Origin of the sequence: Paenibacillus dendritiformis (genome assembly GCF_015845845.1) — a bacterium.
Lineage (GTDB): Bacteria > Bacillota > Bacilli > Paenibacillales > Paenibacillaceae > Paenibacillus_B > Paenibacillus_B dendritiformis_C.
Window position 1 is genome coordinate 19,408 of the sequence record NZ_LDIG01000298.1, and the last position, 22,695, is coordinate 42,102.

A 22,695-nucleotide genomic window follows, 5' to 3' on the forward strand; every position below is an offset into this window, starting at 1 on the left:
TGTGATGCCAGGGGCAGGGAAGGCAAGCTTGGGCCGCCCTCCCTGTCCGCCGCAATTATAAGCTGGTATCGACTTGAGCCCAAATCTCATCATCTACTTCCAGGCGAATCTGGTGCCGGAAGGCACGCTGCCCGTATTCCTTGTAGACGTATTGCTCGATCGCTTCCAGCAGGTTCGTCTCGACCAGATATTGATGACGGCCGTTCACCCACACCTCGGCGGTGAATCCGTGTTCCTCATCCCAACAGAGCTCGACTTCAATATCCGTCGGTTGAACCTGTCTGCGCATCGCCAGGTGCAAGCACACGGCGTTCACGATCTCATCCATGCTAATGCGAAGCTGCATTTAGTTCCACCGCCCGCTTTCCGGCCGCGGCGGCTTGCGCCGATCCTTGAATTTGCGGAAGACCATGACGACGAGCATGAACAGGGCGAAGAGCGCCATGAGATTCACCATCAATCCCAGTATTTCTCCGAAGAAGCCCATGTTGCCGAACAATCCGCCGAACAGCATGCCGGCCAGTCCGCCGATCATCAGGCCCTTCATGAAGCTGCCGCCGCTAAAAAATCCGCGGTTCCCGGCCGTGTTCGTGCCGGTTGTCTTGGTGTTGCCGGTCGAGTCCGAACGATTCACCTGGTTGTTCGTCTCCGCCTTCTTCGGAGCGGGTTGATACTTCTTCACGCCCGAACGGAATGATCCCCCCCGCTTGGCATCCACCAGCGATGGCGTTGTCACCGCAAACACGAGCAGGAACGCCATCATAACGATAATCCATTTACGCATGAACTGCCTCCTCCAGTAGAATAGATGTATCCCGATACTAATACGGGCCGTCCCGAAAGAGGTTTCAAAAAAATATTCAACTTGCTACAATGAAATTGTCTGTGCCGTATATCATAAAAAAACGATCCGTTGAGGCGGATTTCTTACGATTTATCATTCGAGATTCGCGGGATTACCGAAACCGGATAGAAACCGGATAGATGAGAGGGGGAGCCGCATGGAGTATCCGACAGCGTACATCGAATATATGCTGGAATTCCACGGCACGAGGGATTGGTTCGAATGCCATGAGATTATGGAAGAGCAATGGAAGGCGGAATCAGCGGCTGAACGCAAAGTCTGGTGGCTGACGCTCGTTCAGATCGCGGTCGGCTTGTACCATGAGCGCAGAGGCAATCTGGCCGGAGCCGGCAAAATGCTGCGCAGCGCGCTGGCGCACGCCCCGTCGGTCGCATGGGCGCAGCTTGGGATCGACGGAAGGGAGCTTATCGCTCAATTGACGGAGCGGGTTGAGGCGTATCGTCATGGGGGCCCTCCGGACGGGATATATGCCGAGTGGAACTTCCCCATTGCCGATCCGGAGCTGGCGGCTCTCTGCGAGGCCCGTTGTCTCGCCCGGGGCTGGCGGTGGCGCAGCACGGGCAGCGAGCAAGACGAGAGCATTCTTCATCGCCATAAGCTGAGAGACCGCGAGCCGGTCATGGAAGCGCGGAGGGCAGCCCAGCGCCTGAAGGGGCGGAACCGGGAGCAGGGGCGTACGTAGAATCCCGTTCCGCCGGGAGAGGCGCCTCAGGCCGCATCGGCTCAGGAGGTCGAGTCTTCATCTTCCAGCATGCGGACGACCCAGCGGCACCATTCGATCTGGGCCGTCGCAAGCGAGATCGCGCGGTGCAGCAAAATGTAGCTTCCGAACTTTTTGGAGCGGACATGCCGTTCTTCCTCGGGAATGCGCTGCAGGAGCTTTTCATGGTAAGCGATCTTTGTCTCGAGCTGCTTCTTGCGCGTCAAGAACAACGGAATGGCGAGTTCGCGGTCAATCATCCAGATGCATTTGGCCTTCAGGCTGAGCTCGTCGCGGGACAGCTGCTCCGCCGGCGGCTCGCCCAACCAGTCCAACACCGCCTGCTTCCCCTGTTCCGTCAGCGAATAGACCTTCTTATCCGGCTTGTCCTTCTGTTCAATCCGAACATATTGCACGTAACCTTCCCGTTCCAGCTTGGCCAGCAGCGGGTAGATCTGGCTGTGCTTCGCCTGCCAGAACGGCTGGATGCGAAGCATCAGATCATAGCCGGAGCAAGACTCGCTTGCAAGAAGTCCGAGTAGTCCGTAAGATAATGTATTAAGCACGGGGGATAACCTCCAATACAGGAATGGGTCTGCATCCCGTCTTCAGGCGGAAACGGACAGACCTTTTCATATTCCATTATATGTAATTGATTACATAGTTGCAAGCTTTATTCATCATCAACCCGCTTATGCGGTTGCTGCGAGTTCAGGCAAGTGGAAATGGGGTAGAGTACGTAATGACGAACGAAATATCAGACAACGCGCCAAAAATTCCCGTCGTCATCCTGGCGGGCTTCCTCGGGAGCGGCAAGACGACGCTCCTTCAGCAATGGTTGCAATGGAGCCTTGAGTCCGGCATGAAGCCCGCTGTTGTCATGAACGAGGTGGGCGAGGTGAATCTTGACGGGAAGCTTCTGCCTGAGGAGGTGGCGATGACCGAGCTGCTGAACGGATGCATCTGCTGCTCGATGCGGGGCGATTTCAGTCTCAAGCTGTACGAGCTGGTTCAGTCCGAGCGGCCCGACATCATCTATGTGGAGTGTACCGGAATCGCCCAGCCGATGGAGCTGGTCGACTCGATTACGGAGATATCGCTTTATTCCGGTGTCGTTTTGAATCATATCGTGACCTTGGCCGATGCTTCTCATCTGGCCGCGATGCTGGAAGAAGGGGACAAGCCGAACCGGAAGCTCATGAATCTGCTGCAGGAGCAGGTTCGCGCGGCTCAGCTTATCCTGGTGAACAAGGCCGACCGGGTGAATGAGACGCAGTTGGAAGCGGTGCGGCGCCATCTCCGCACGTGGAATGCCGAGGCCGACATGCTCGTCACCGAGCGGGCTGCCATCGACCGTTCGCGTTGGCTGGATGCGATTCGGACGGGCGCCGCTCCCGCCGGGCAAAATACAAAGCCAGGCAGCGCGCCAGGGCATCACGCGCACGACAAGGTTACCGTATGGACGCGCGCCATCCCGCAAGCGGTCGATAGCGAGCGGTTCGAACGGTGGCTGCTCGGACAGCCTTCGAACGTATACCGGGCGAAGGGAATCGTCACCTTTACCGATACGACGAAGCGCTATATGTTCCAGTACGCCTACCGGGCGACCGAGTTCGTTCCCATTGCGCCGCAGGGCGAAGTGGAGGATGTTATCGTCATGATCGGCGAGCAGATGGATGTCGCCGAGCTGGAGCGTTCCTTCCGCGATTTATGCCAATAACCACGAAAGCTCCTGGCGCAGAACCGAATGTTCTGTGCCAGGAGCTTTCGCCGTTCGTTCAACGGGTGGCCGAAGGGGTATGCGTCTCTTTGTCCGCCAGTTCCGGATCGGCTTGGAGATCCTCCAGGTAACGGTATCCGTCCGCTATCCATTCCAGCGCGCCGGTATCCGGATGAATGACCATGCCATGCACCGGGATATCGTTCGGCAGCAGCGGGTGCTTGCGCAAAATGCGCACGCTGTTCAGCACGCCCTCGTGGACGTCGTCAAAGCCGCGCAGCCAGTGGTGCAGCTTGATGCCCGAATTGGTGAGCGTGTCCAGGACGACATCCTGAACTCCTCTTGCCTTCGCTTTCTCGATAATGCCCTCGGAATTCAGTCCGGTCATGCCGCATCCATAATGGCCGACGACGACGACTTCATTCGCTCCCAGCTCATAGATGGCGACGAGCACGCTCCGTACGACGCTGCCGAACGGCTGCGAAATAATGGCGCCCGCGTTTTTGATGATTTTGGCATCGCCGTTGCGCAGATTCATCGCCCGGGGAAGCAGCTCGACGAGCCGGGTATCCATGCAGGTGATAATGGCCATCTTTTTGTCCGGGTACTTGTTCGTCAAAAATTGCTCGTACTCCCGCTTGTCCACGAATTGCTTGTTGAATTCCAAAATGGATTCCATGTTGTTCTTCATCGTTATTCCTCCTCAGAAGCTGCCTCGGAAGCCTGGCGGCGATCCGAACAGATGACATGCGTCGAATAAATCTGCTGCGGACTGCTGAGCACGAAAGAGCCGGGAATCGCTCCGGCATCGAGCTTCATGCGCTCTTCATAAAATACGGTCTGATGGCGGTCGATGAGCAGGGGCAGGCCCGCGTTGTTCGGCAGCTCCTCATCGAAGGCGCTCCGTTCCCTCACCACCCAGAGGGCGGGAACCCCGTTCACCGCGCACCCGCAGCCGTCTGTATCATAGATAAGCTTGACATAGCCTTCTTCGCCGGACGGCCCGTCCAGCTTCCGTCTCAGCGCCTCGGCCGCTCCCGGCGTAACTTCCATGCTGACTGACATCCTATCAACTCCTTCTTCAGAGCTGCAGCGGGACTGCCGCTTTTGAAAGTTGATTATATCCCGAACACCACGTATCATCAAGAGGTGAGCGGACACGAATACCAGGATCGCCCGTGGAATCAAGAAAAATGAGGTGAGCTCTTTCATGAGTACAAATGAACAGCCGGTATTGCAGCAATTTCACGATATGTTGATGAAAATGAAAAGTTATGAGGAAGCGCTGGGCCTGATGCAGTGGGATTTGCGGACAGGCGCTCCGCGCAAAGGGGCGGAGCAGCGGGCCCATGCCATCGGCGCGCTGTCGGCGGAGATGTTCGCGCTCTCCGTCTCTCCGGAGATGGGAAATTGTCTGGACGAATTGGAGCAGCCTGGCGTATTCGATTCGCTGAGTCAGGCGGATCGCAAAATGGTGAAGGATGCCCGCAAGGAATACAACCGCAGCCGGTTGATCCCGCCGAAGCTTCATCAGGAGTATGTCGTGCTGACCTCCCATGCCGAGACGCTGTGGGAGGATGCGAAGAAAACTGGAGATTACGAGTCGTTTAAGCCGTACTTGCGGGACATAGTGGCGAAGACGCAGCAATTTATCGATTATTGGGGCGTGCGGGATACGCGCTATGATACGCTGCTGGACGCGTATGAGCCGGACATGACCGTAGCGAAGCTCGATTCGATATTCGGGCAGCTCCGCGATCAGCTCGTTCCGCTCGTGCAGTCGGTACAGGCCTCGGGCAAGCAGCCGGCCGCGGATTTTCTCTTCCAGGAATTCCCGATCGAAGGGCAAAAGGCAATCAGCAAATTTTTGCTGAAGGAGATCGGCTACGATTTCGACGCCGGCCGTCTCGACGAGAGCGTTCATCCGTTCGCGATCGGGCTCAACCCTGGCGATGTGCGGATTACGACGCACTACAAGACGCATGATATGGCCGATGCGATCTTCAGCTCGCTCCACGAGGGCGGGCACGCGCTGTACGAGCAAAATATCAGCGCCAAATATGCAGGCACGCCGCTTGCTTCCGGCACCTCGATGGGGATCCATGAATCCCAGTCGCGCTTCTGGGAAAATCTGATTGGACGGAGCCGCGCCTTCTGGTCGAGATATTATGGACAGGTGCAGCAGACCTTCCCGTCCCAGCTCGGACAGGTGACCGGCGAGATGGTGTACCGGGCGGTGAACCGGGTGGAGCCGTCGCTGATACGCATTGAAGCGGACGAGGTCACGTATAATCTACATATCATTATCCGCTACGAAATCGAGAAGATGCTGTTCAACGAAGGCTTGTCCGTGGACGATCTTCCGGATGTATGGAACGAGAAATATGAATCCTATCTCGGCGTTCGTCCGAAGCATGCGGGAGAAGGCGTCCTTCAGGATGTCCATTGGTCGGGCGGCGGATTCGGCTACTTCCCGTCTTACTCGCTCGGCAATATGTATGCGGCTCAGTTCATGCATGCGCTGCGTCAGGGGATGCCGGATGTCGATGATCGCATCGCCCGCGGCGAACTGCTCGCGATTAAGGAGTGGCTGACCGAGCGCATTTATCAGCACGGCAAGCTGCTTGCGCCTGCCGAGATCGTGATGCAGGTGACCGGGGAAGCGCTGAACCCGCAATATTTGGTCGATTATTTGACCGCCAAAATGAAGGATGTATATAGCCTGTAACAAAGAAACGAACCGAATTCGCGAGGAAGCCGCGTCATCCCGTAAGGGAAGGATGCGGCTTTTTCGCGCTGTGCGAATAACCATTTTTTCGCCGCCTGCATACGATGCCATATCCGTGAACATGATCTCCAGGGCCGGGCCGGCGCGGCTGGAAGGACAGCAGGAGCAGGAGCGGAGCAACGGTTTTTATTTTTCCCGCAGAGGAGGGTTCATTCGATGAAGCATAGACGGCTTGGCTTCACCGTGCTCGCCGTGCTGCTGCTGTGCTCGGCAGTGCTGGGGGCTTGCGGAGGCAAGAGCGGTCAAGTGAAGGTGAAGGTCGGGGAAGTCACCAGGTCGATCTTTTATGCGCCCGAGTATGTCGCGATAGGCAAAGGATTTTTTGAGGAAGAGGGATTGGAGGTGGAGCTCCAGACGACGTTCGGGGGGGACAAGACGATGACGGCGCTGCTCTCCGGGGCGATCGATGTCGCGCTTGTCGGCTCGGAGACGTCGGTCTATGTCGCGCAGCAAGGATCGGAGGATCCGGTCATCAACTTCGCGCAGCTGACGCAGACCGACGGCACCTTCCTGATGGCTCGCCAATCCGACGGCACATTCGCTTGGGATGATCTGAAAGGCAAGGTCTTCCTCGGACAGCGCAAAGGCGGGATGCCGCAAATGGCCGGCGAGTTCACGCTCAAAAAGCACGGCATCGATCCGCACGGCGACTTGGAGCTGATTCAAAATATTGATTTTGCCAACGTCGCCTCCGCATTCGCTTCGGGCACGGGCGAGTACGTGCAGCTGTTCGAGCCGCAGGCGTCCATTTTCGAGAAGGAAGGCAGAGGGGTGGTCGTCGCCTCGTTCGGCGTGGAGAGCGGATTGCTTCCGTATACGGTCTTCATGGCGAAGCAAAGCTACCTGACGAAGAACAAGGAAACGGTTCAGAAGTTCACCAATGCGGTCTTTAAGGCGCAAAAGTGGGTGGATTCGGAATCGCCGGAAGCGATTGCCGACGTCCTTATGTCATTTTTCAAGGATACGGATCGGGAAATCGTCGTCAGCTCGGTGAAGCGGTATAAGGAACAGGGCTCCTTCGCGTCCGATCCGGTGTTGGACGGCAAGGAGTGGAGCAATCTGCTGGATGTGCTGGATTCGGCCGGCGAATTGAAGGGGCGGATCGAGCATGGCCGGATCGTCAACAATGAATTTGCGGAGGAAGCCAAGCGGCAGGTGAAGTAGGCGGCGGGCAGAAGAGAAGGAGGCGGACGCGTGATCCCAGCGGTAGAAATGTCTCAAGTCACCCATGTCTATGTGACGGAACGCGAAGCGAAGCTTGCCATCGATCGGCTGTCCGTCACGATTATGCCGGGGGAATTCGTCAGTCTGGTCGGCCCGAGCGGCTGCGGCAAGACGACGATCCTCTCTATTATTGCAGGGCTGCTGGAGCCGACGCACGGCAGCGTCCGCGTCTATGGCGATGCGGTCGCGGGACCTTCGCCGCGGGTCGGCTATATGCTGCAAAGCGATTATTTATATCCATGGCGCACGATTCTGGAAAATGCAAGCCTCGGCCTGGAATTGACGAAGCAGTGGAACCGGGAATCCGAGGAGCGGGTACGGGAACTGCTGAGCGGGATGGGGTTGGGCGGCACGGAAGCCTCGTATCCGCATCAGCTGTCCGGCGGCATGCGGCAGCGGGTCGCCCTCGTGCGGACGCTGGCGACCTCGCCCGAGCTGCTCTTGCTGGATGAACCGTTCTCCGCGCTCGATTATCAGACGAAGTTGCAGCTGGAGGATCTGGTCGTCGATACATTGAAGGCCCGGCGGAAGACCGCCGTCCTGGTGACGCACGATCTGTCGGAGGCCATCGCGGTCAGCGACCGGGTGATCGTGCTCAATCGCGATCCCGGCTCCGTGCGCAAAGCCTTCGCCATCCCGGATGCGATACGGGAGGCGCAGCCCTTCTATGCCAGAGAGCAGCCCGGCTTTAACGAGATGTTCCACGAGCTGTGGAAAGAGCTGGAGGCTTCGGACGGAAAGGAGGGCGAACATGCAGGGCCGAACTGAGACAAACAGCGGGACGGAGGAATCCCGCCGGCTGCTCGAACGGACGTATTCGCGCTATCGGGCCGCCCGGCGGAAGAGGGCCTGGATCGTCTCGCTTACCCAAGTTGCCATTCTCATCGCTTGCGTCGGTCTGTGGGAACTGGCTGGCCGCTTGAAATGGATTGATGTGCTGCTGTTCAGCTATCCGAGCAAAGTATGGCGGCAGATTGTGCAGGACTTCGCCGACGGGTCGATCTGGCCGCATCTCGGAATGACGGTCGGGGAGACGGTCGCAGGTTTCGTGCTGGGGACATTGCTCGGCACGCTGCTGGCGGTCGTGATCTGGTGGTCGGATTTCCTGGCGCGGGTGCTGGATCCGTACATGGTCGTGTTCAACAGCATGCCGAAGGTAGCGCTCGGCCCGCTTTTTATCGTCGGTTTCGGAGCCGGCTTCGCGGCGATCGTCGTCACGACGTTATCGATCACCGTCATTATTACGACAATCGTCGTATACAACAGCTTCCGGGAGGTCGACCCGAATTATATTAAGGTCGTACGGGTGTTCGGCGGAGACAAAAGCGTCATTTTCCGCAAAGTCATCCTGCCGGCCTCCTTCCCGGCGATCGTCTCGACGCTGAAGGTGAATGTCGGCTTGGCCTGGGTCGGGGTTATCGTCGGAGAATTTCTTGTCTCCAAGATCGGGCTTGGGTATTTGATTATTTATGGCTTCCAGGTGTTCAATTTCACGCTGGTGATGGCGTCCCTTGTCATTATTGCCGTCGTCGCGACATTGATGTACCAGGGAGTCGCTTATCTGGAACGGACATGGTTGAACCGATCGTAAGCCGCAGGGCGGCAGGCGGAGCGCGGAACACGCTGCCGCCCTCTCCGGCGGGGAATCGGCTGCCGCAAAATGTTTGGTGTGCAAGGGGATTGTGGATTATAATAAAAGTCTACACAATCCCTCTACAGCAAGGAGCAATTCTATGATTTTCCGATTTGTCGGCATTCGTGTCATCAAGACGGCAATCGCTTCGATCTGCGCGATCATTGCAGCGGGCCTGATCGGAAGCCCCAACCCGCTCGGCGCGGGCCTGTTGGCTATTTTGGGGGTCGATGTGACGCGGAAGCGGAGCATCCAGACCGTCTCGGCCCGCTTTTTCGCCTCGCTCGTCGGACTGCTTCTGGCGTCGCTTCTGTTCGGACTGCTTGGCTTTCATCTGTGGGTGCTGGCTTTATACATATTGGTGGCTTTTCCGGTCATCGTGCGGCTCAATTTCAAGGAAGGCATTGTCACGAGCTCGGTCGTCACCTTCCATATTTATGGCGCGGGGGCTGTGACGCTGCAAGGGGTGCTCAATGAGGTCTTGCTGCTGCTCGTCGGCCTTGGCTCCGCGTCCCTGGTCAATCTGATCTATATGCCGAGCGAGGAGGACAAGCTCGTTCGCATCCGAAGCGAGGTCGATGATCGCTTCTCCCTCATTTTCCAGCAGATTGGCCGCTGTCTGCGCGATCCGTCTTGCGCCTGGGACGGACGCGAGATTATCGAGGCGAACGCCTTGGCGGATGAAGGCATCCGGCTCGCTTCCCGGGCGCTCGAAAATTTGCTGCTTCGTTCCGATGACGTGCGGGAGGATGAACGGTGGCTGGTCTATTTCTATATGCGCAAGACGCAGCTTGACCATGTTCAAAATATGCTGCAGCTCATCTCGCAGGTATATGAACAGCTTCCGCAATGCCTGTTGGTGGCCAAGCTGTTCGATCAGCTCAGCCGCGACGTGAAGGAGCCGCACTATACGGGCAAGACCGAGCAGCTGCTGCTGGAGCTGGAGGATCTGTTCCGGGCGATGGAACTGCCGGCGACGCGGCGGGAATTCGAGGTCCGCTCTGCGGTGCTGCAGTTGATTCGGGAACTGCACAGCTTTTTGAAAATCGCGAAAAAGGACAAGCAAAAAAAACAACTGGCCGTCTGAAACGGCCAGCCAGATGGCATGCGGACAGCCTCTTCCATCATAAAGATATACTATGTATGACGGTGCGGAACGGATTCTCTCTTTCTCGTTCGCTATGCTGCCAAAAGGATGGAGTAGTGGAAGAAGAGCTGGCGCGATAGATAGCAGCGGCTCCCGGAAATGCCGATCGCTAGAATCTCCGGCGGCAACAAGGAGAAGCGCGGCGGCCGCGAGCCGCATACCACCGGCACGGCATCATGATAAAGACCGCAGGCGCAGCGCCCGCGCCGCTTCGGAATAGAAGCCGGATTCCGAAGCATATATCTTTTTTCTCTATATTTAAATCTGTCTATTCAACATTCGCCCACGTCCTGCATACACTTTATTGAATGATTGTATGGAGGAGGTCCACACGATGGCAATTTCAGATAAACACCACTGCCGTGAGATTATCACGAAAGCAGTTTGCGGCAAAGGTCGCAAGTTCTCCGTCGTTACACATACCGTCACTCCGCCTCATCATCCGACCAGTATATTGGGAGCCTGGATTATCAACCATCAATATGAATCGGTGAGAGCCGGAGATGGAATTGAGGTCATCGGTACGTATGACATCAACATCTGGTATTCGTACGACAACAATTCCCAGACGGATGTAGCCAAGGAGACGGTATCCTACGTCGAGCTCGTCGGATTGTCTTATGTCGATCCGAAGCATCGCCGCACGACGGAAGAGGTATCGGCTGAGGCGATCCAGGAGCCGAACTGCGTCGAGGCCAGCGTCTCCTCGTCCGGGACAGGGGTTACGATTCGCGTGGAGCGCGAATTCGCGGTTGAGATGGTAGCGGAGACGAAGGTATGTGTGCGCGTCTGCCCGAACGGTTGCAACGATTTCGAAGACAAGGACTTTGATTTCGGCATCCAGGACGAAGAGTTCGACGATCTGGATCCGGATTTAACGGATGAGGAGTTGTGATTAGGTCCGCAGACCCTCACCGCCTGCGGAGATATCCCGGATAACATCCTGAAGCCCTCATCCGTTGAACTTCATACTTATGCATATGCAGCAGCAGCATCATCGAAGAGGGCGGGAGCCCTCCTTTTTTTTGAAAAAATTGCCGGATTGCCGATAGCGGGCAATCATGAGCACGATGATGAACGGGGGACGAGGCGATGCAGCGTCTGGAATTGGGCGGCGGTGTCCGCCTGTACACCGATCATGCCGCCGGATACCGTCAATGGCGGCGCTATGCCGAGCCGCCGCCTCCGGAGGCAGCCGGAGCGCAGCCTTGCGTCGATGTCCTATGGCTGGAGGAGCCTGGGGCGGTCCGCCTGCCGGACGCGGCAGGGGGGATTGGCTCCGTCGGCGACGGGAGGATGATTTTGAACCGCCACGCCGGGCCGTGGAGCGGACCGGCGATGCGGGAGCGGCTGCGGCTGTGGGGACTGCCGGTGCTCGACCGGGCCGCCTGGGGCGCGGAGCCGGGAAGCGACCCGGACGGCGCCGGCTTCGTGCGCACGGTCTGCTTCTGGGTCAGCCAGCTTGAGGCGGTCGCCGCGGCGCATTGCTTCCAGTCGCCGACGGGCGGCTATTTCTACCGTCCGCTGGACGGCTGGACGCGGCCGCCCTACTTGCGGCTGGCCCGGCTGGCGGTGCGGGCGGTCTATGCGCTCGGCCGCGACACGGGAGCGGTCACGCTCCGCTGCTGCCCCGCCGCTGACGAGACCGATGGGCCCGCCGGCGTCCTGGAGGAGCCGCGTCCCGGCGACGCCATCGAGCGGGTGGAGCCCGTTCCGGCGCCGCTGCCGGCATGGGTGCTGGAGAGCTATGCCGCTTCCTGGGCCAAGGCGGCCGCCGAACAGCAATCCGCCCGCGCCCGGCCGGGTCAGGTCCTGCTGGGGCTCGACGCGGAGTTCGTGCTGCATGACGCGAGCCGGCGCAAGCTGATCGCCGCGAGCCGCTTCCTGCCCCGAGGCGGGCGGGCGGGCTGCGACGCGGTGCGCATCGGGGGCCGGGTGCGCTTCCCGCTGATGGAGCTGCGCCCCGATCCGGCCCCGGGACCGGCGCAGCTCGTGCGCAATATCGCCGCCGCGATGGCGGAGGCCCGCCGCCATCTCGAAGCGGGGGACGGCGCCGCGCTGGAGTGGCTTGCCGGCGGCCGGCCGGTGGGCCGCTTCCCGCTGGGCGGGCATATCCATCTGAGCGGGCTGCCGCTCACGTCCGAGCTCGCGCGGGTGCTGGACACGTATGTCGCTCTGCCGGTCGCCGCGTTGGAGGATCCGTCCGGCGCGCCGCGGCGGCCCCGCTACGGGACGTTCGGCGACGTGCGCCTCCAGGAGCATGGCGGGGCCGGCGGCTTCGAATACCGGACGCTCCCCAGCTTCCTGTTCTCGCCGGAGCTGGCGCGGGAAGTGCTGGCCCTGCTGAACGCGGCCGCCAGGCTCCGCCACCGCTTGAAGCGGCGCGACAGTCTGCGCGATCCGGTCATCCGCGCCTATCATGCCGGCCGGCCGGCGGAGGAGCTGCGGCCGGTTGCCCGGGCGGCGGTGCAGGGGCTGCTGGCCGCACTGGAATATGAAGCCGTCTCTGCCGGAGGAGGAACGGGAAGCGGCCGGGAGCAGGCTCTCATCCGCTCCTTCGCCCGCCGCATCGATTCGGGCTGGCGCTGGAATGAGCGCGAAGATATCCGCCAGGCATGGGCCGTCCGGAAGGAGGGCGCGGCGAAGGCGTGAGTCCGCGCTCTTTTTTTGATATAATGAGGACGATTCAAGGTCAGGTATCGGAGGGTGTTTAATGGCGAAGATGACGCCGATGATGGAGCAATATTTGGCGATTAAGCAGCAGGCGGAGGACGCGATTTTGTTTTTCCGCCTCGGCGATTTCTATGAAATGTTCAATGACGACGCGATTGTGGCGGCCAAGGAGCTGGAGATTACGCTCACCGGACGGGGCAATAGCGGGACAGAGGACCGGATACCGATGTGCGGCGTTCCGTATCATTCCGCCGACGGTTACATACAGCGGCTGATCGAGAAAGGCTACCGGGTCGCCATCTGCGAGCAGATGGAGGATCCGTCGGCTGCGAAAGGGGTCGTGCGCCGCGAGATCGTGCGCATCATTACCCCGGGCACGATTATGGAAGGGAAGATGATTGACGAGAAGGCCAATCATTATTTGCTCTGTCTCACGGAGCATGAAGGCATGTACGCTCTGGCCGCCTGCGATCTGTCGACCGGCGAGGTGACGGCGACCTCCGCCCCCGCCGGCCAGTCCTGGCTGCTGGACGAGCTGAACGTGTATGCGCCGACGGAGATTATCGGCATGGAACGGGTGCTGGACGAGGCGCGCCCGGTGACGAAGGCATGGAGCAAGCCGGTTCTGTTCACCCCGTGGACGAAGCGGGATGAGGCGCTCGCCCAGCGGCAATTCGGCGAGGCGGCCTGGATGCGGCTCGATCCGGAGCGCCGCCAGGCGCTGGCTTTGCTGATGTCGTATCTGGCGGAGACGCAGAAGCGCTCCTTGTCCCAGTTGACGCAGGTGCGGACGTATGAGCCGGATCAATATCTGGTCCTCGATCCGTTCACCCGCCGCAATCTGGAGCTGACGGAGACGGTGCGCGAGCGGGCGAAGAAGGGCTCGCTGCTGTGGCTGCTCGATCGGACGCAGACGTCGATGGGAGGCCGGCTGCTGCGCCGCTGGATCGACAAGCCGCTGATGAACAAGCGGGCGATCGAGGCGCGGCTCGAAGCGGTGGATACGCTGTACCATCATATGATCTGGCGCGAGGATATTCGGGAGCAGCTTCATCAGGTCTACGATCTGGAGCGCCTCGTCAGCCGGATCGCGTTCGGCACGGCGAACGGCCGCGATCTGATCGCGCTGAAGCATTCCCTGGAGCGCGTGCCCGGCTTGAAGCGGTGCTGCGCGGAGACCGACTCGGCGACGCTGCGCGAGCGGGTGTCCGGCTTGGACGACTGCCAGGATATCGTGGAATGGATCGATCGCGCCATCGTCGAGGAGCCGCCCGTCTCGGTTCGCGACGGCGGCATCATCAAGGCGGGCTATGACGCGTATTTGGACAAGCTGCGGGAAGCGAGCGTGAACGGCAAGCAGTGGATCGCGGAGCTGGAACGCCGCGAGCGGGAAGAGACGGGCATCAAGTCGCTGAAGGTCGGCTACAACAAAGTGTTCGGCTATTATATCGAGGTGACCCGATCGAATCTGCAGGCGCTGCCGGAGGGGCGCTACGAGCGGAAGCAGACCTTGGCGAACGCGGAGCGGTTCATTACGGCGGAGCTGAAGGAGAAGGAAGCGCTCATCCTGGAAGCGGAGGATAAAATGATCGGGCTGGAATACGAGCTGTTCAGCCAGCTTCGCCAGCGCATCGGCGAGCAGATCCGGAGGCTGCAGACGCTGGCCGAGGCGATCGCGGAGATCGACGTCTATCAGTCGCTTGCGGCGGTCGCCGCGTCGCATCGCTTCGTCCGTCCGGAGGTCACCGACGGCTATGATATGCATATCGAAGGCGGTCGTCATCCGGTGGTGGAAGCGGTCATGGAGAGCGGCTCGTTCATGGCGAACGATACCGCGCTCGAGGAGCAGGCCGCCGGCATGCTGCTCATTACCGGTCCGAACATGGCCGGGAAGAGCACCTATATGCGCCAGGTCGCGCTGATGTCGATTTTGACCCAGATGGGCTCCTTCGTCCCGGCCGACCGGGCCGTCATGCCGATCGTCGATCGGATCTTCACCCGCATCGGCGCCGCGGATGATCTGATCGGCGGACAGAGCACCTTCATGGTGGAGATGATGGATATCCAGGTGATGACCGCGAAGGCGACGCGCCGGAGTCTGGTCATTATCGACGAGCTCGGGCGGGGAACGTCGACGAGCGAAGGGATGTCGATTGCGCAAGCCGTGATCGAGTTCGTCCACGACGAGATCGGCTGCAAGGCGCTCGTATCGACCCATTTCCACGAGCTGGCCCATCTGGAGGAACGGCTCGGCGGACTGCGGAACGTCTGCATGGCGGTTCAGGAGAGCGGGAATCAGGTGACCTTCCTGCGGAAGCTGATTCCGGGAGCGGCGAGCACCAGCTACGGCATCTACTGCGCGAAGCTGGCCGGGCTGCCGGATTCGATTATCCGCCGCTCCTATGATCTGTTGAAAACCTATGAGACGGGCGCGCTGCGGGAGACTGGCGCGGAACCCGCTCCGGGTGACAACGGCAGTGCGGTTCCTGTGCGGCAGGAACGGCAGCCGGATCGGGTGCGGGAGCAGGCCGAGCCGGCGGCGGCAGCAGAGGAGGGCCTGGCCGAGGGCCTGGCTGCGGAGCCGACGCCGGCAACGGAAGCGGGATCGGCCGCAAGCGGGGCCGTTGAGCAGCTGTCGCTGTTCGGCTGGGAGGAATCCGCTGCTTCTGCTGCCCCAGCCGCTCACGCCGCTCCGCCCGCGAAGGAGGAGCAGCGGCGGAACCGGGAGGCCGACGAGCTGATCGCCGAGCTGCGGGAGGTCGACGTGCTCTCGCTCACGCCGCTCGAGGCGATGAACGCCTTGCACGCGTTCATGAAGCGGGCGCGCGGGCTGAAGAACGAATAAGGGGGAATCCGAGATGGCCGTCATTCATATATTGGACGAGCATATCGCCAATCAGATCGCGGCTGGGGAGGTCGTGGAACGGCCTTCCTCCGTCGTCAAGGAATTGGTGGAAAATTCGATCGACGCCGGGAGCACCCGGATAGACGTGACCGTCGAGGAGGGCGGGCTCCAGTTGATCCGGGTCAAGGACAACGGATCCGGCATCGGGGAAGACGATGTGGAGAACGCCTTCCAGCGCCACGCCACCAGCAAGATCGCTTCCGGCAAAGATCTGTTCGCGATCCGCAGCCTTGGCTTCCGCGGAGAGGCATTGCCCAGCATCGCCGCCGTGGCGCGGGTGGAGCTCACCAGCTCCGCGGATGACAGCGGCCTCGGGCGGAAGCTGACGATAGAAGGAGGAACCGTAAAAACGTCCGAGCCGGCGCAGTCGATGCAGGGGACGGATATCGCCGTCCGCGATTTGTTCTTCAATACGCCGGCCCGCTTGAAGTATATGAAGACGGTGCAGACCGAGCTCGGCCATATCTCCGACTACATATACCGTCTGGCGCTCGCTTATCCGCAGATTGCGTTCACGCTGAAGCATAATGACAATCTGCTGCTGCAGACGATCGGCAATGGCGATTTGCAGCAGGTGATCGCCGCGGTCTACGGCGTGCAGACGGCGAAGAGCATGCTGCCGGTGGAGGCGGAGCAGCTGGATTACAAGCTGGAGGGATATATCGGGAAGCCGGAGCTGACCCGCTCGAACCGCAACGCGATGTCCTGGTTCGTGAACGGGCGCTATGTGCGGAGCTTCGCCTTGAACCAGGCGGTGCTGAAGGCGTACCATACGCTGCTGCCGATCAATCGCTTCCCGATGATCGTCCTCCATGCGCGGATGCACCCGACGCTGGTCGATGTCAATGTGCATCCGGCGAAGCTGGAGGTCCGCTTCAGCAAGGAGCCGGAGCTGTGCGAATTCATCGCCTCCACGCTGCGGGAGATCCTGCTGCAGCAGGCGCTCATCCCGCAAGCGGCGCCGGACAAGGCGAAGGTGCGCACCTATGTCGAGCAGACGGAATGGCAGTGGGCTGCCGCATCGCTGGCCGGGGGCCGTGACGAGCCACGGCTCAAGCCGATGGGCGCGCTCGTTCCGTCGGCGGAGCCGGAGCTGCCGCCGCTGCCGCCTGAGAGCGAAGCGCCCGCCCCGGCTGCGGAACCGGACGGTTATGAGTCTGCCCGCGCCGCCGTGAAGCCTGCAGATGGCGCGCAGGGGAGCTCCGGCGCGGCGGCCGTGCCGCCGGAGAGCGGTCAGGCGCCCGTGCGTGAGGGGGATTATGGCCCCCAGGATGCGGCGCCAGCGGAGAAGCGGGCGCCTGAGCCGGCTGCCGGGCTAATGCGGGAACCGGAAGCGGTCCGCGAGCTCCGCGGAAGCTATGCCGGCACGAACGGCGGCTCGCGATCCGGTTCCGCCGCGCCGGGGCAAGCGCCGGACCGGGCTCCGAACCGGACGCCGTTCGGCTCCCGCCCGTCGGGCGTCCAGGCGGCATGGCAAGCCGGCGCAGGCAAGCCGGCAGAGGCGGAGCTGCCGCCGTTCCCGGCCGTCGAGCTTATCGGTCAATTGCACGGAACGTATCTTATCGCATCCAATGCGGAGGGGCTGTATCTGGTCGATCAGCATGCCGCCCACGAACGCATCAATTATGAATATTATTACGAACGCTTCGGACATCCCGAGGAGGCGTCGCAGGAGCTGCTGCTGCCGTTGACGCTGGAGTTCACGACGGCGGAGGCCGCGCGCATCCGGGATCGGATGCACCTGCTGGAGCAGGCCGGCATCCGGCTGGAGCCGTTCGGGGGGCAGACCTTCCTCGTCCGGTCGTATCCGCACTGGTTCCCGAACGGAGAGGAAGCCGATCTGGTGCGGGAGATGACGGATTGGGTGCTGCGCGAGAAAGTGCCGGATGTCGCCAAGCTGAGAGAGGCCTCGGCGATTATGTGCTCGTGCAAAGCTTCGATCAAGGCGAACCAGCGCTTGACCGATGCGGAAGCGGAAACGCTGCTGGCCCGGCTGGCCGCATGCCGCCAGCCGTATACTTGCCCGCACGGGCGCCCGATCGTCGTCAAATTCACGACCTATGATTTAGAGAAAATGTTCAAGCGGGTCATGTAATGCGGGTGCCGCATTTGTGTTTCCCTTTCTGAAGCGTATATAATGAGGAGGAGCTCATGATTGTAACTACGGGGGACAAGACCTCCCCGCATATAAGGGAACGCGCCCGGAAGATGGCCGAAATGTTCGGCCACCGGTTCGTCGAGCGCCAGAAATGTACGCTGCCCGCTCTGCGGAACCGGTACGGGGACGATGAATTTGTCGTATACCGGAATAAAGATGTACGCTACACAAAGCTGGGAGTTACCGAACTGATCTACCACCCCAGCATGGCCTATGTCCGCATCAAGCGGCTGCTGGCCGGCGAAGGGGACACGATGATTACGGCCAGCCGCGCCCAACCGGGCGATGAGGTGCTGGATTGCACGGCCGGACTTGGGTCCGATGCGCTCGTCTTCTCCCATGTCGTTGGCGAAGCGGGCCGCGTGACGGCTCTGGAGAGCGAGCAGGCGCTTTTTACCCTGCTGCATGAAGGGCTTCTCTTGTATGAGAGCAGCATTGAATCCGTCAATGAAGCGATGCGCCGCATCGAACTGAAGCAGGCCGATCATGGGGAGTGGCTGCGCGGCCTTCCCGACGGTTCGGTGGACATCGTCTATTTCGATCCGATGTTCCGCGAACCGGTGAAGGAATCGGCATCGATCGACCCGCTGCGCGCCCTGGCCAATCCGGGAGCGGTGCAGCCGGAAACGATTCGCGAAGCTTGCCGCGTGGCCAGGAAAACGGTCGTCATGAAGGAATTGCGGGGCAGCGAGGAATTCGGACGGCTCGGATTCGAACGGATCGTGCATACCGGGACGAAATTAGCATATGGAGTGATTGACATTGCCGGCAACAACGTCGCCAACTAGGCCGAGGCTGCTCGTGCTCGTCGGCCCTACGGCAGTTGGCAAGACGAAGCTGAGTCTGGATGTGGCTCATGCCTTCGAGTGCGAGATTATTTCCGGCGACAGCATGCAGGTGTACCGCGGGATGGATATCGGCACCGCGAAGCTTCCGCCGGACGAGAGAAGGGGGATACCTCATCATCTGCTGGATATCCATGAGCCCGATTATGCCTTCTCTGTCGCCGAGTTCCAGGAACGATGCCGTCAACTGATTGACGATATCACCGCGCGGGATCGGCTGCCGTTCATTGTCGGAGGGACCGGCTTGTATGTGGAATCGGTCTGCTACAGCTTCGAGTTCAGCGATGCCGGTTCGGATGAGGCTTTTCGCCAGGAGATGAAGGAATTTGCGCTTGCCCATGGCCCCGAGGCGCTGCACGCCAAGCTGCAGGCTGTGGACCCGGTAACGGCGAATCGGCTGCACCCGAATGATCAGCGGCGGGTCGTGCGGGCATTGGAGATTTACCATCTGACCGGGCAGACGATATCGTCGCAGCTGGCAGGCCAACAGAAGGCTTCTCCGTACAACCTGTGCTTAATCGGTTTGACAATGGACCGGCAGATGCTATATAAACGTATTGAGGATCGAATCGACGTCATGCTCCGGGACGGACTGATTGAGGAAGTGCGCCGCTTGCTGGACGCAGGCTACTCGCGTCAGCTCGTCTCCATGCAGGGGCTGGGGTATAAGGAAATCGCTGCGTATTTGGAGAATGACATGTCGCTGGAGGCCGCTGTCGAACGGTTGAAGCGCGATACGCGGCGTTTTGCGAAGCGTCAGCTCTCCTGGTTCCGCCGCATGCAGGATATTGAATGGGTGGATGTAAGCGAACCGGAGCGGGCGGACGAACATTTCGATCGAATTTGTAAAATCATAGCAGGAAAGTTTCGGTAAGAGGTTGAATATATTTCAACACAACCTTATGATTATGGGGGTACGGACGATGAATAAATCTATTAATATCCAGGACACGTTTTTGAACCAATTGCGCAAGGAGAGCATCCCGGTGACGGTGTATTTAACGAACGGGTTCCAGATTCGCGGGGTTATCCGCGCATTTGACAACTTTACCATCGTCATAGACAGCGACGGCCGCCAGCAAATGGTGTATAAGCACGCCATTTCCACGTTCACGCCGCAGCGTAACGTATCCCTGATGCAGGATCATCAGAACGACACGCAATAAGCTTCAACGGGGGCCGAAGGGAAGCGATGCAACTTTTCGCCCCTGTTTTGCGTCTAATGGTATAGTCCGCTGCCGAACAACCCTGAAGGGTTGTTCTTTTCATTCAACGTCCCATCAGGTGCTGGATAGCATGCAAATCGTAGGAGATAGAGTAGAGGGAACTCATTTCTGTGAACAAAAGGGAGTCGGTTATAATGACGAGAGAGAAGCAACCTCCCCAGCGTACACGCACGCGCACACCGGTGCCGACCAAGGGGAAAGGGAAGGGGAAACCTCCCAAGAAACGCGGCAAATGGAGTTGGCGCAAAACCTTTTGGCTGTCGTTCTTTATGGCTGCGTTTGCCGCCTTTATCGCGGTGGGCGGTTATCTGTTCATCTTGCTGAACGGCGAGCGTCTGATGCGCGAGTACAAGGACGCCGACATGTTCGAGATGGCTGAAATCTCCACCGTATATGACAGCAATAATAATGTTATCGCCCATCTGGGCAAAGGAATTGAGCATCGGGAGATTGCCGAGCCGGAAGATATTCCGCAGCGCGTCCGCGATGCGTTCATCGCGACGGAGGATCGGCGCTTCAATGAGCACCGCGGGGTCGACCTGTGGTCCATCGGCCGCGCCATGGTGAAGGATATCGTGTCGCGAAGCTTGGCCGAGGGCGGCAGCACCATTACCCAGCAGCTGGCGAAGAACATGTTCTTGACCAGCGACAAGACCATCTTCCGGAAAGCGACCGAGGTATCCATCGCGCTGGCGTTGGAGAACCATTTTACGAAAGACGAAATTTTAACGATGTATTTGAACCGTATTTTCTTCGGAAAACGGGCCTACGGCATTATCGCCGCATCGAAAACTTACTTCGGCACGGAGGATCTCAATAAGCTTGAATTGTGGCAGATCGCCACGCTGGCTGCCATTCCGAAGGCGCCGACCCATTACAACCCGATTAATAATCCGGAGCGCTCGAAGGAGCGGCGCCAGGTCGTGCTCCAGTTGATGTATGAGCAGGGCTATATTACGGCGCAGGAGCGGGACGAAGCGGCCGCGGTCGATTACGTGCCGGTAGAGACCAAGGATGAAGGGGCCGCCAACAATAATAGTGAAGAACCGTATTATTCTTATCTGGATTATATGGTAGAGGAAATCGTGGAACGGACCGGTCTTACCGAAGACCAGTTGTTCCGCGGCGGGTACCAGATCTATACGACTTTGGACTCGAATGCGCAGCGCATTATGTACGACGCCTTCAATAATGACGAGATGTTCGAGAAGAGCAAGGACGAGACGAAGGTGCAGGGCGCGATGGTCATTACGGATCATAAGACCGGCGCTATCCTGGCGATGATGGGCGGGCGAGACTATGCCCGCAAAGGATTGAACCGGGCGACCATCAAGCGGCAGCCGGGCTCGGCCTTCAAGCCGATCGTGTCCTACGCTCCGGCGCTGGAGACCGGCAAATGGTTCCCGTGGTCGAAGCTGAGCAATGAGAAGCAATGCTTCAACGGATACTGTCCGACCAACCTGGGCGGCTATACGACCAGCGTCGATATGAAGGAAGCGGTCAGACGCTCGATCAATATTCCGGCCGTCTGGCTGCTGAATGAGATCAAATTGAAGACCGGTTTTGAATTTGCCAAGAGCTTGGGCATCCCGTTAACGAATGACGATTTGAACCTGTCGATCGCTTTGGGCGGGATGACGCACGGCGTGACGCCAATTGACATGTCCACCGCTTATAATGCTTTCGCCAATGGAGGCAATTATTATCCTTCTTACGCTGTGGCGAAGATTGTGGACCGCAAGGGGCATGATTATTTCACGTATCATGTGCCGAAGCCGGTGAAGGTCATGAGCGAGCAGACCGCTTATTATATGACGGAGATGCTTACGGATGTCGTGAATAGCGGCACCGGCACCCAGGCGCAGATCAGCGGCCGCCAGGTAGCGGGCAAGACCGGCACGACGCAGCATTCGGTTCCGGGCTATGACGGGCCGGGCGACCGGGATGCGTGGTTCGTCGGCTATACGCCGGAATGGACGGCCGCGGTATGGATGGGATATGACAAGACGGACCGCGATCATGTGCTGCATGAGAGCAGCCGGGTGCCTTCGCGCATGTTCAGCGAAGTGGTGGGCAAGGCGCTGAAGGATCGGAAGTCCGGTTCCTTCAACAAGCCGGAACATGTCGAGAAGCAGCCTGAACCGGTGCAAAAGGTTAGCGGCTTGGCCGCTTCCTACTCGGAAGCGACGAAGACCGTGTCGCTGAGCTGGCAGCCGGTGCAGGGCGAGAATATCGTCTACAATTTGTACCGGAAGTCTTCGGCCGAGCAGGATTATACGAAATTGCTGGGCGGACTGAAGGTAACGAATGCGGAAGATATCGGCGTATTTGCCGGCGAGACGTATTCGTATGTGGTGACGGCGGTAAGCGGAGACGAGGAATCGGCTCGTTCCAACGTCGCCACGGTCAAGATCGAGGAAGAAGAGATCCAGATACCGGAGCCGCCAGAAACGCCGGAGCCGCCGACTGTGGATCCTCCGGATCCGGGGGAAGACCCGGACGGATCGGTTGAACCGTTTCCTCCTGACTCCGACGGTTCCGATTCGTCCGGAGGCTGGGATGATACGGGCACGGTGCCTGGAACCGTGGTGCCGGATCAGCCGGAGCCGCCGACTCCGCCGGATCAGACGGACAGCTTCGAGGATCCGGATCCGGGACAGGATCAGGCCGTTCCGGGCAACAATGGAGAGGGCAACGGCCATGGCTTTGGCCGTAACGGAAATAACGGCAACGGAAATGGTTAATGCCTGTTTACGCATCAGAGGAAGCGCGCAATATGAATTGCGCGCTTTTCTTTTGAACGGGAGGAGA

Annotated in this window: 20 protein-coding genes; 15 read left to right on the top strand and 5 right to left on the bottom strand. The window is 59.6% G+C overall.

The annotated features are described in order from the left end of the window. Nucleotides 1-55 precede the first annotated feature (55 nt). Both ABD76_RS28805 and ABD76_RS28810 read right to left on the bottom strand, forming a co-directional pair. Nucleotides 56-346 (bottom strand): YxcD family protein, encoded by a 291-nt coding sequence (locus tag ABD76_RS28805; RefSeq protein ID WP_168179359.1) that lies wholly within the window; start codon nt 344-346, stop codon nt 56-58. Next, nucleotides 347-784 (bottom strand): hypothetical protein, encoded by a 438-nt coding sequence (locus tag ABD76_RS28810; protein WP_197260286.1) that lies wholly within the window; start codon nt 782-784, stop codon nt 347-349. It abuts the gene before it with no gap. 217 nt (nt 785-1,001) lie between these two features. Between ABD76_RS28810 and ABD76_RS28815 the strand changes: the two genes are divergently transcribed. Continuing rightward, a complete protein-coding gene (locus tag ABD76_RS28815; RefSeq protein ID WP_197260287.1) occupies nt 1,002-1,547 on the top strand; it encodes a DUF309 domain-containing protein in 546 nt (181 codons plus the stop codon). A 41-nt stretch (nt 1,548-1,588) separates the two neighbouring features. Here the strand turns inward: ABD76_RS28815 and ABD76_RS28820 are convergent, their stop codons facing one another. Next, nucleotides 1,589-2,131 carry a helix-turn-helix transcriptional regulator gene (locus ABD76_RS28820; protein WP_197260288.1) on the bottom strand — a complete coding sequence of 181 codons (543 nt, stop codon included), beginning with the start codon at nt 2,129-2,131 and terminating at the stop codon, nt 1,589-1,591. Nucleotides 2,132-2,307: 176 nt separating this feature from the next. Here ABD76_RS28820 and ABD76_RS28825 point away from each other — a divergent pair, with 176 nt between their 5' ends. Continuing rightward, complete coding sequence (locus ABD76_RS28825; RefSeq protein ID WP_197260289.1) at nt 2,308-3,285, top strand: CobW family GTP-binding protein; 978 nt, start codon at nt 2,308-2,310, stop codon at nt 3,283-3,285. A 58-nt stretch (nt 3,286-3,343) separates the two neighbouring features. On the opposite strand, the gene ABD76_RS28830 is transcribed toward ABD76_RS28825, so the two are convergent. After that, on the bottom strand, nt 3,344-3,976 hold the full coding sequence (locus tag ABD76_RS28830) for a beta-class carbonic anhydrase (protein ID WP_197260290.1): 633 nt from the start codon (nt 3,974-3,976) through the stop codon (nt 3,344-3,346). A 2-nt stretch (nt 3,977-3,978) separates the two neighbouring features. Then, nucleotides 3,979-4,350: an iron-sulfur cluster biosynthesis family protein gene (locus tag ABD76_RS28835; protein WP_197260291.1), complete on the bottom strand. Its 372-nt coding sequence runs from the start codon at nt 4,348-4,350 to the stop codon at nt 3,979-3,981. Nucleotides 4,351-4,495: 145 nt separating this feature from the next. Between ABD76_RS28835 and ABD76_RS28840 the strand changes: the two genes are divergently transcribed. From ABD76_RS28840 to ABD76_RS28900, 13 genes are all read left to right on the top strand, one after another. Further along, nucleotides 4,496-6,013 carry a carboxypeptidase M32 gene (locus ABD76_RS28840; RefSeq protein ID WP_197260292.1) on the top strand — a complete coding sequence of 506 codons (1,518 nt, stop codon included), beginning with the start codon at nt 4,496-4,498 and terminating at the stop codon, nt 6,011-6,013. A gap of 216 nt (nt 6,014-6,229) precedes the next feature. Next, nucleotides 6,230-7,237, top strand: a complete 1,008-nt coding sequence (locus tag ABD76_RS28845) for an ABC transporter substrate-binding protein (RefSeq protein ID WP_197260293.1) — start codon at nt 6,230-6,232, stop codon at nt 7,235-7,237. Between the two features lie 30 nt (nt 7,238-7,267). Next, a complete protein-coding gene (locus ABD76_RS28850) occupies nt 7,268-8,065 on the top strand; it encodes an ATP-binding cassette domain-containing protein (RefSeq protein ID WP_197260294.1) in 798 nt (265 codons plus the stop codon). After that, nucleotides 8,049-8,888, top strand: a complete 840-nt coding sequence (locus tag ABD76_RS28855; protein ID WP_197260295.1) for an ABC transporter permease — start codon at nt 8,049-8,051, stop codon at nt 8,886-8,888. The genes ABD76_RS28850 and ABD76_RS28855 overlap by 17 nt, the downstream gene beginning before the upstream one ends. A 142-nt stretch (nt 8,889-9,030) precedes the next feature. Next, complete coding sequence (locus ABD76_RS28860) at nt 9,031-10,017, top strand: aromatic acid exporter family protein (RefSeq protein WP_197260296.1); 987 nt, start codon at nt 9,031-9,033, stop codon at nt 10,015-10,017. Between the two features lie 394 nt (nt 10,018-10,411). Continuing rightward, a complete protein-coding gene (locus ABD76_RS28865) occupies nt 10,412-10,972 on the top strand; it encodes an outer spore coat protein CotE (protein ID WP_197260297.1) in 561 nt (186 codons plus the stop codon). A 443-nt stretch (nt 10,973-11,415) separates the two neighbouring features. After that, nucleotides 11,416-12,729, top strand: a complete 1,314-nt coding sequence (locus ABD76_RS28870; RefSeq protein ID WP_242069872.1) for a putative amidoligase domain-containing protein — start codon at nt 11,416-11,418, stop codon at nt 12,727-12,729. Between the two features lie 61 nt (nt 12,730-12,790). Then, complete coding sequence (gene mutS / locus ABD76_RS28875) at nt 12,791-15,595, top strand: DNA mismatch repair protein MutS (protein ID WP_197260299.1); 2,805 nt, start codon at nt 12,791-12,793, stop codon at nt 15,593-15,595. Between the two features lie 13 nt (nt 15,596-15,608). After that, nucleotides 15,609-17,750, top strand: coding sequence for a DNA mismatch repair endonuclease MutL (mutL, locus tag ABD76_RS28880; protein ID WP_197260300.1), 2,142 nt, complete (start codon nt 15,609-15,611; stop codon nt 17,748-17,750). A 56-nt stretch (nt 17,751-17,806) separates the two neighbouring features. Further along, entirely contained in the window at nt 17,807-18,601 is a 795-nt protein-coding gene (locus tag ABD76_RS28885; protein WP_197260301.1) for a class I SAM-dependent methyltransferase, read from the top strand. Between the two features lie 13 nt (nt 18,602-18,614). Beyond that, on the top strand, nt 18,615-19,532 hold the full coding sequence (gene miaA / locus ABD76_RS28890) for a tRNA (adenosine(37)-N6)-dimethylallyltransferase MiaA (protein ID WP_197260315.1): 918 nt from the start codon (nt 18,615-18,617) through the stop codon (nt 19,530-19,532). 49 nt (nt 19,533-19,581) lie between these two features. After that, a complete protein-coding gene (gene hfq / locus ABD76_RS28895; protein ID WP_040730128.1) occupies nt 19,582-19,824 on the top strand; it encodes an RNA chaperone Hfq in 243 nt (80 codons plus the stop codon). 194 nt (nt 19,825-20,018) lie between these two features. After that, the gene (locus ABD76_RS28900) at nt 20,019-22,628 is read left to right on the top strand and encodes a transglycosylase domain-containing protein (RefSeq protein WP_197260302.1); all 2,610 of its coding nucleotides are present in this window, start codon (nt 20,019-20,021) and stop codon (nt 22,626-22,628) included. The last annotated feature ends 67 nt before the right edge of the window (nt 22,629-22,695 follow it).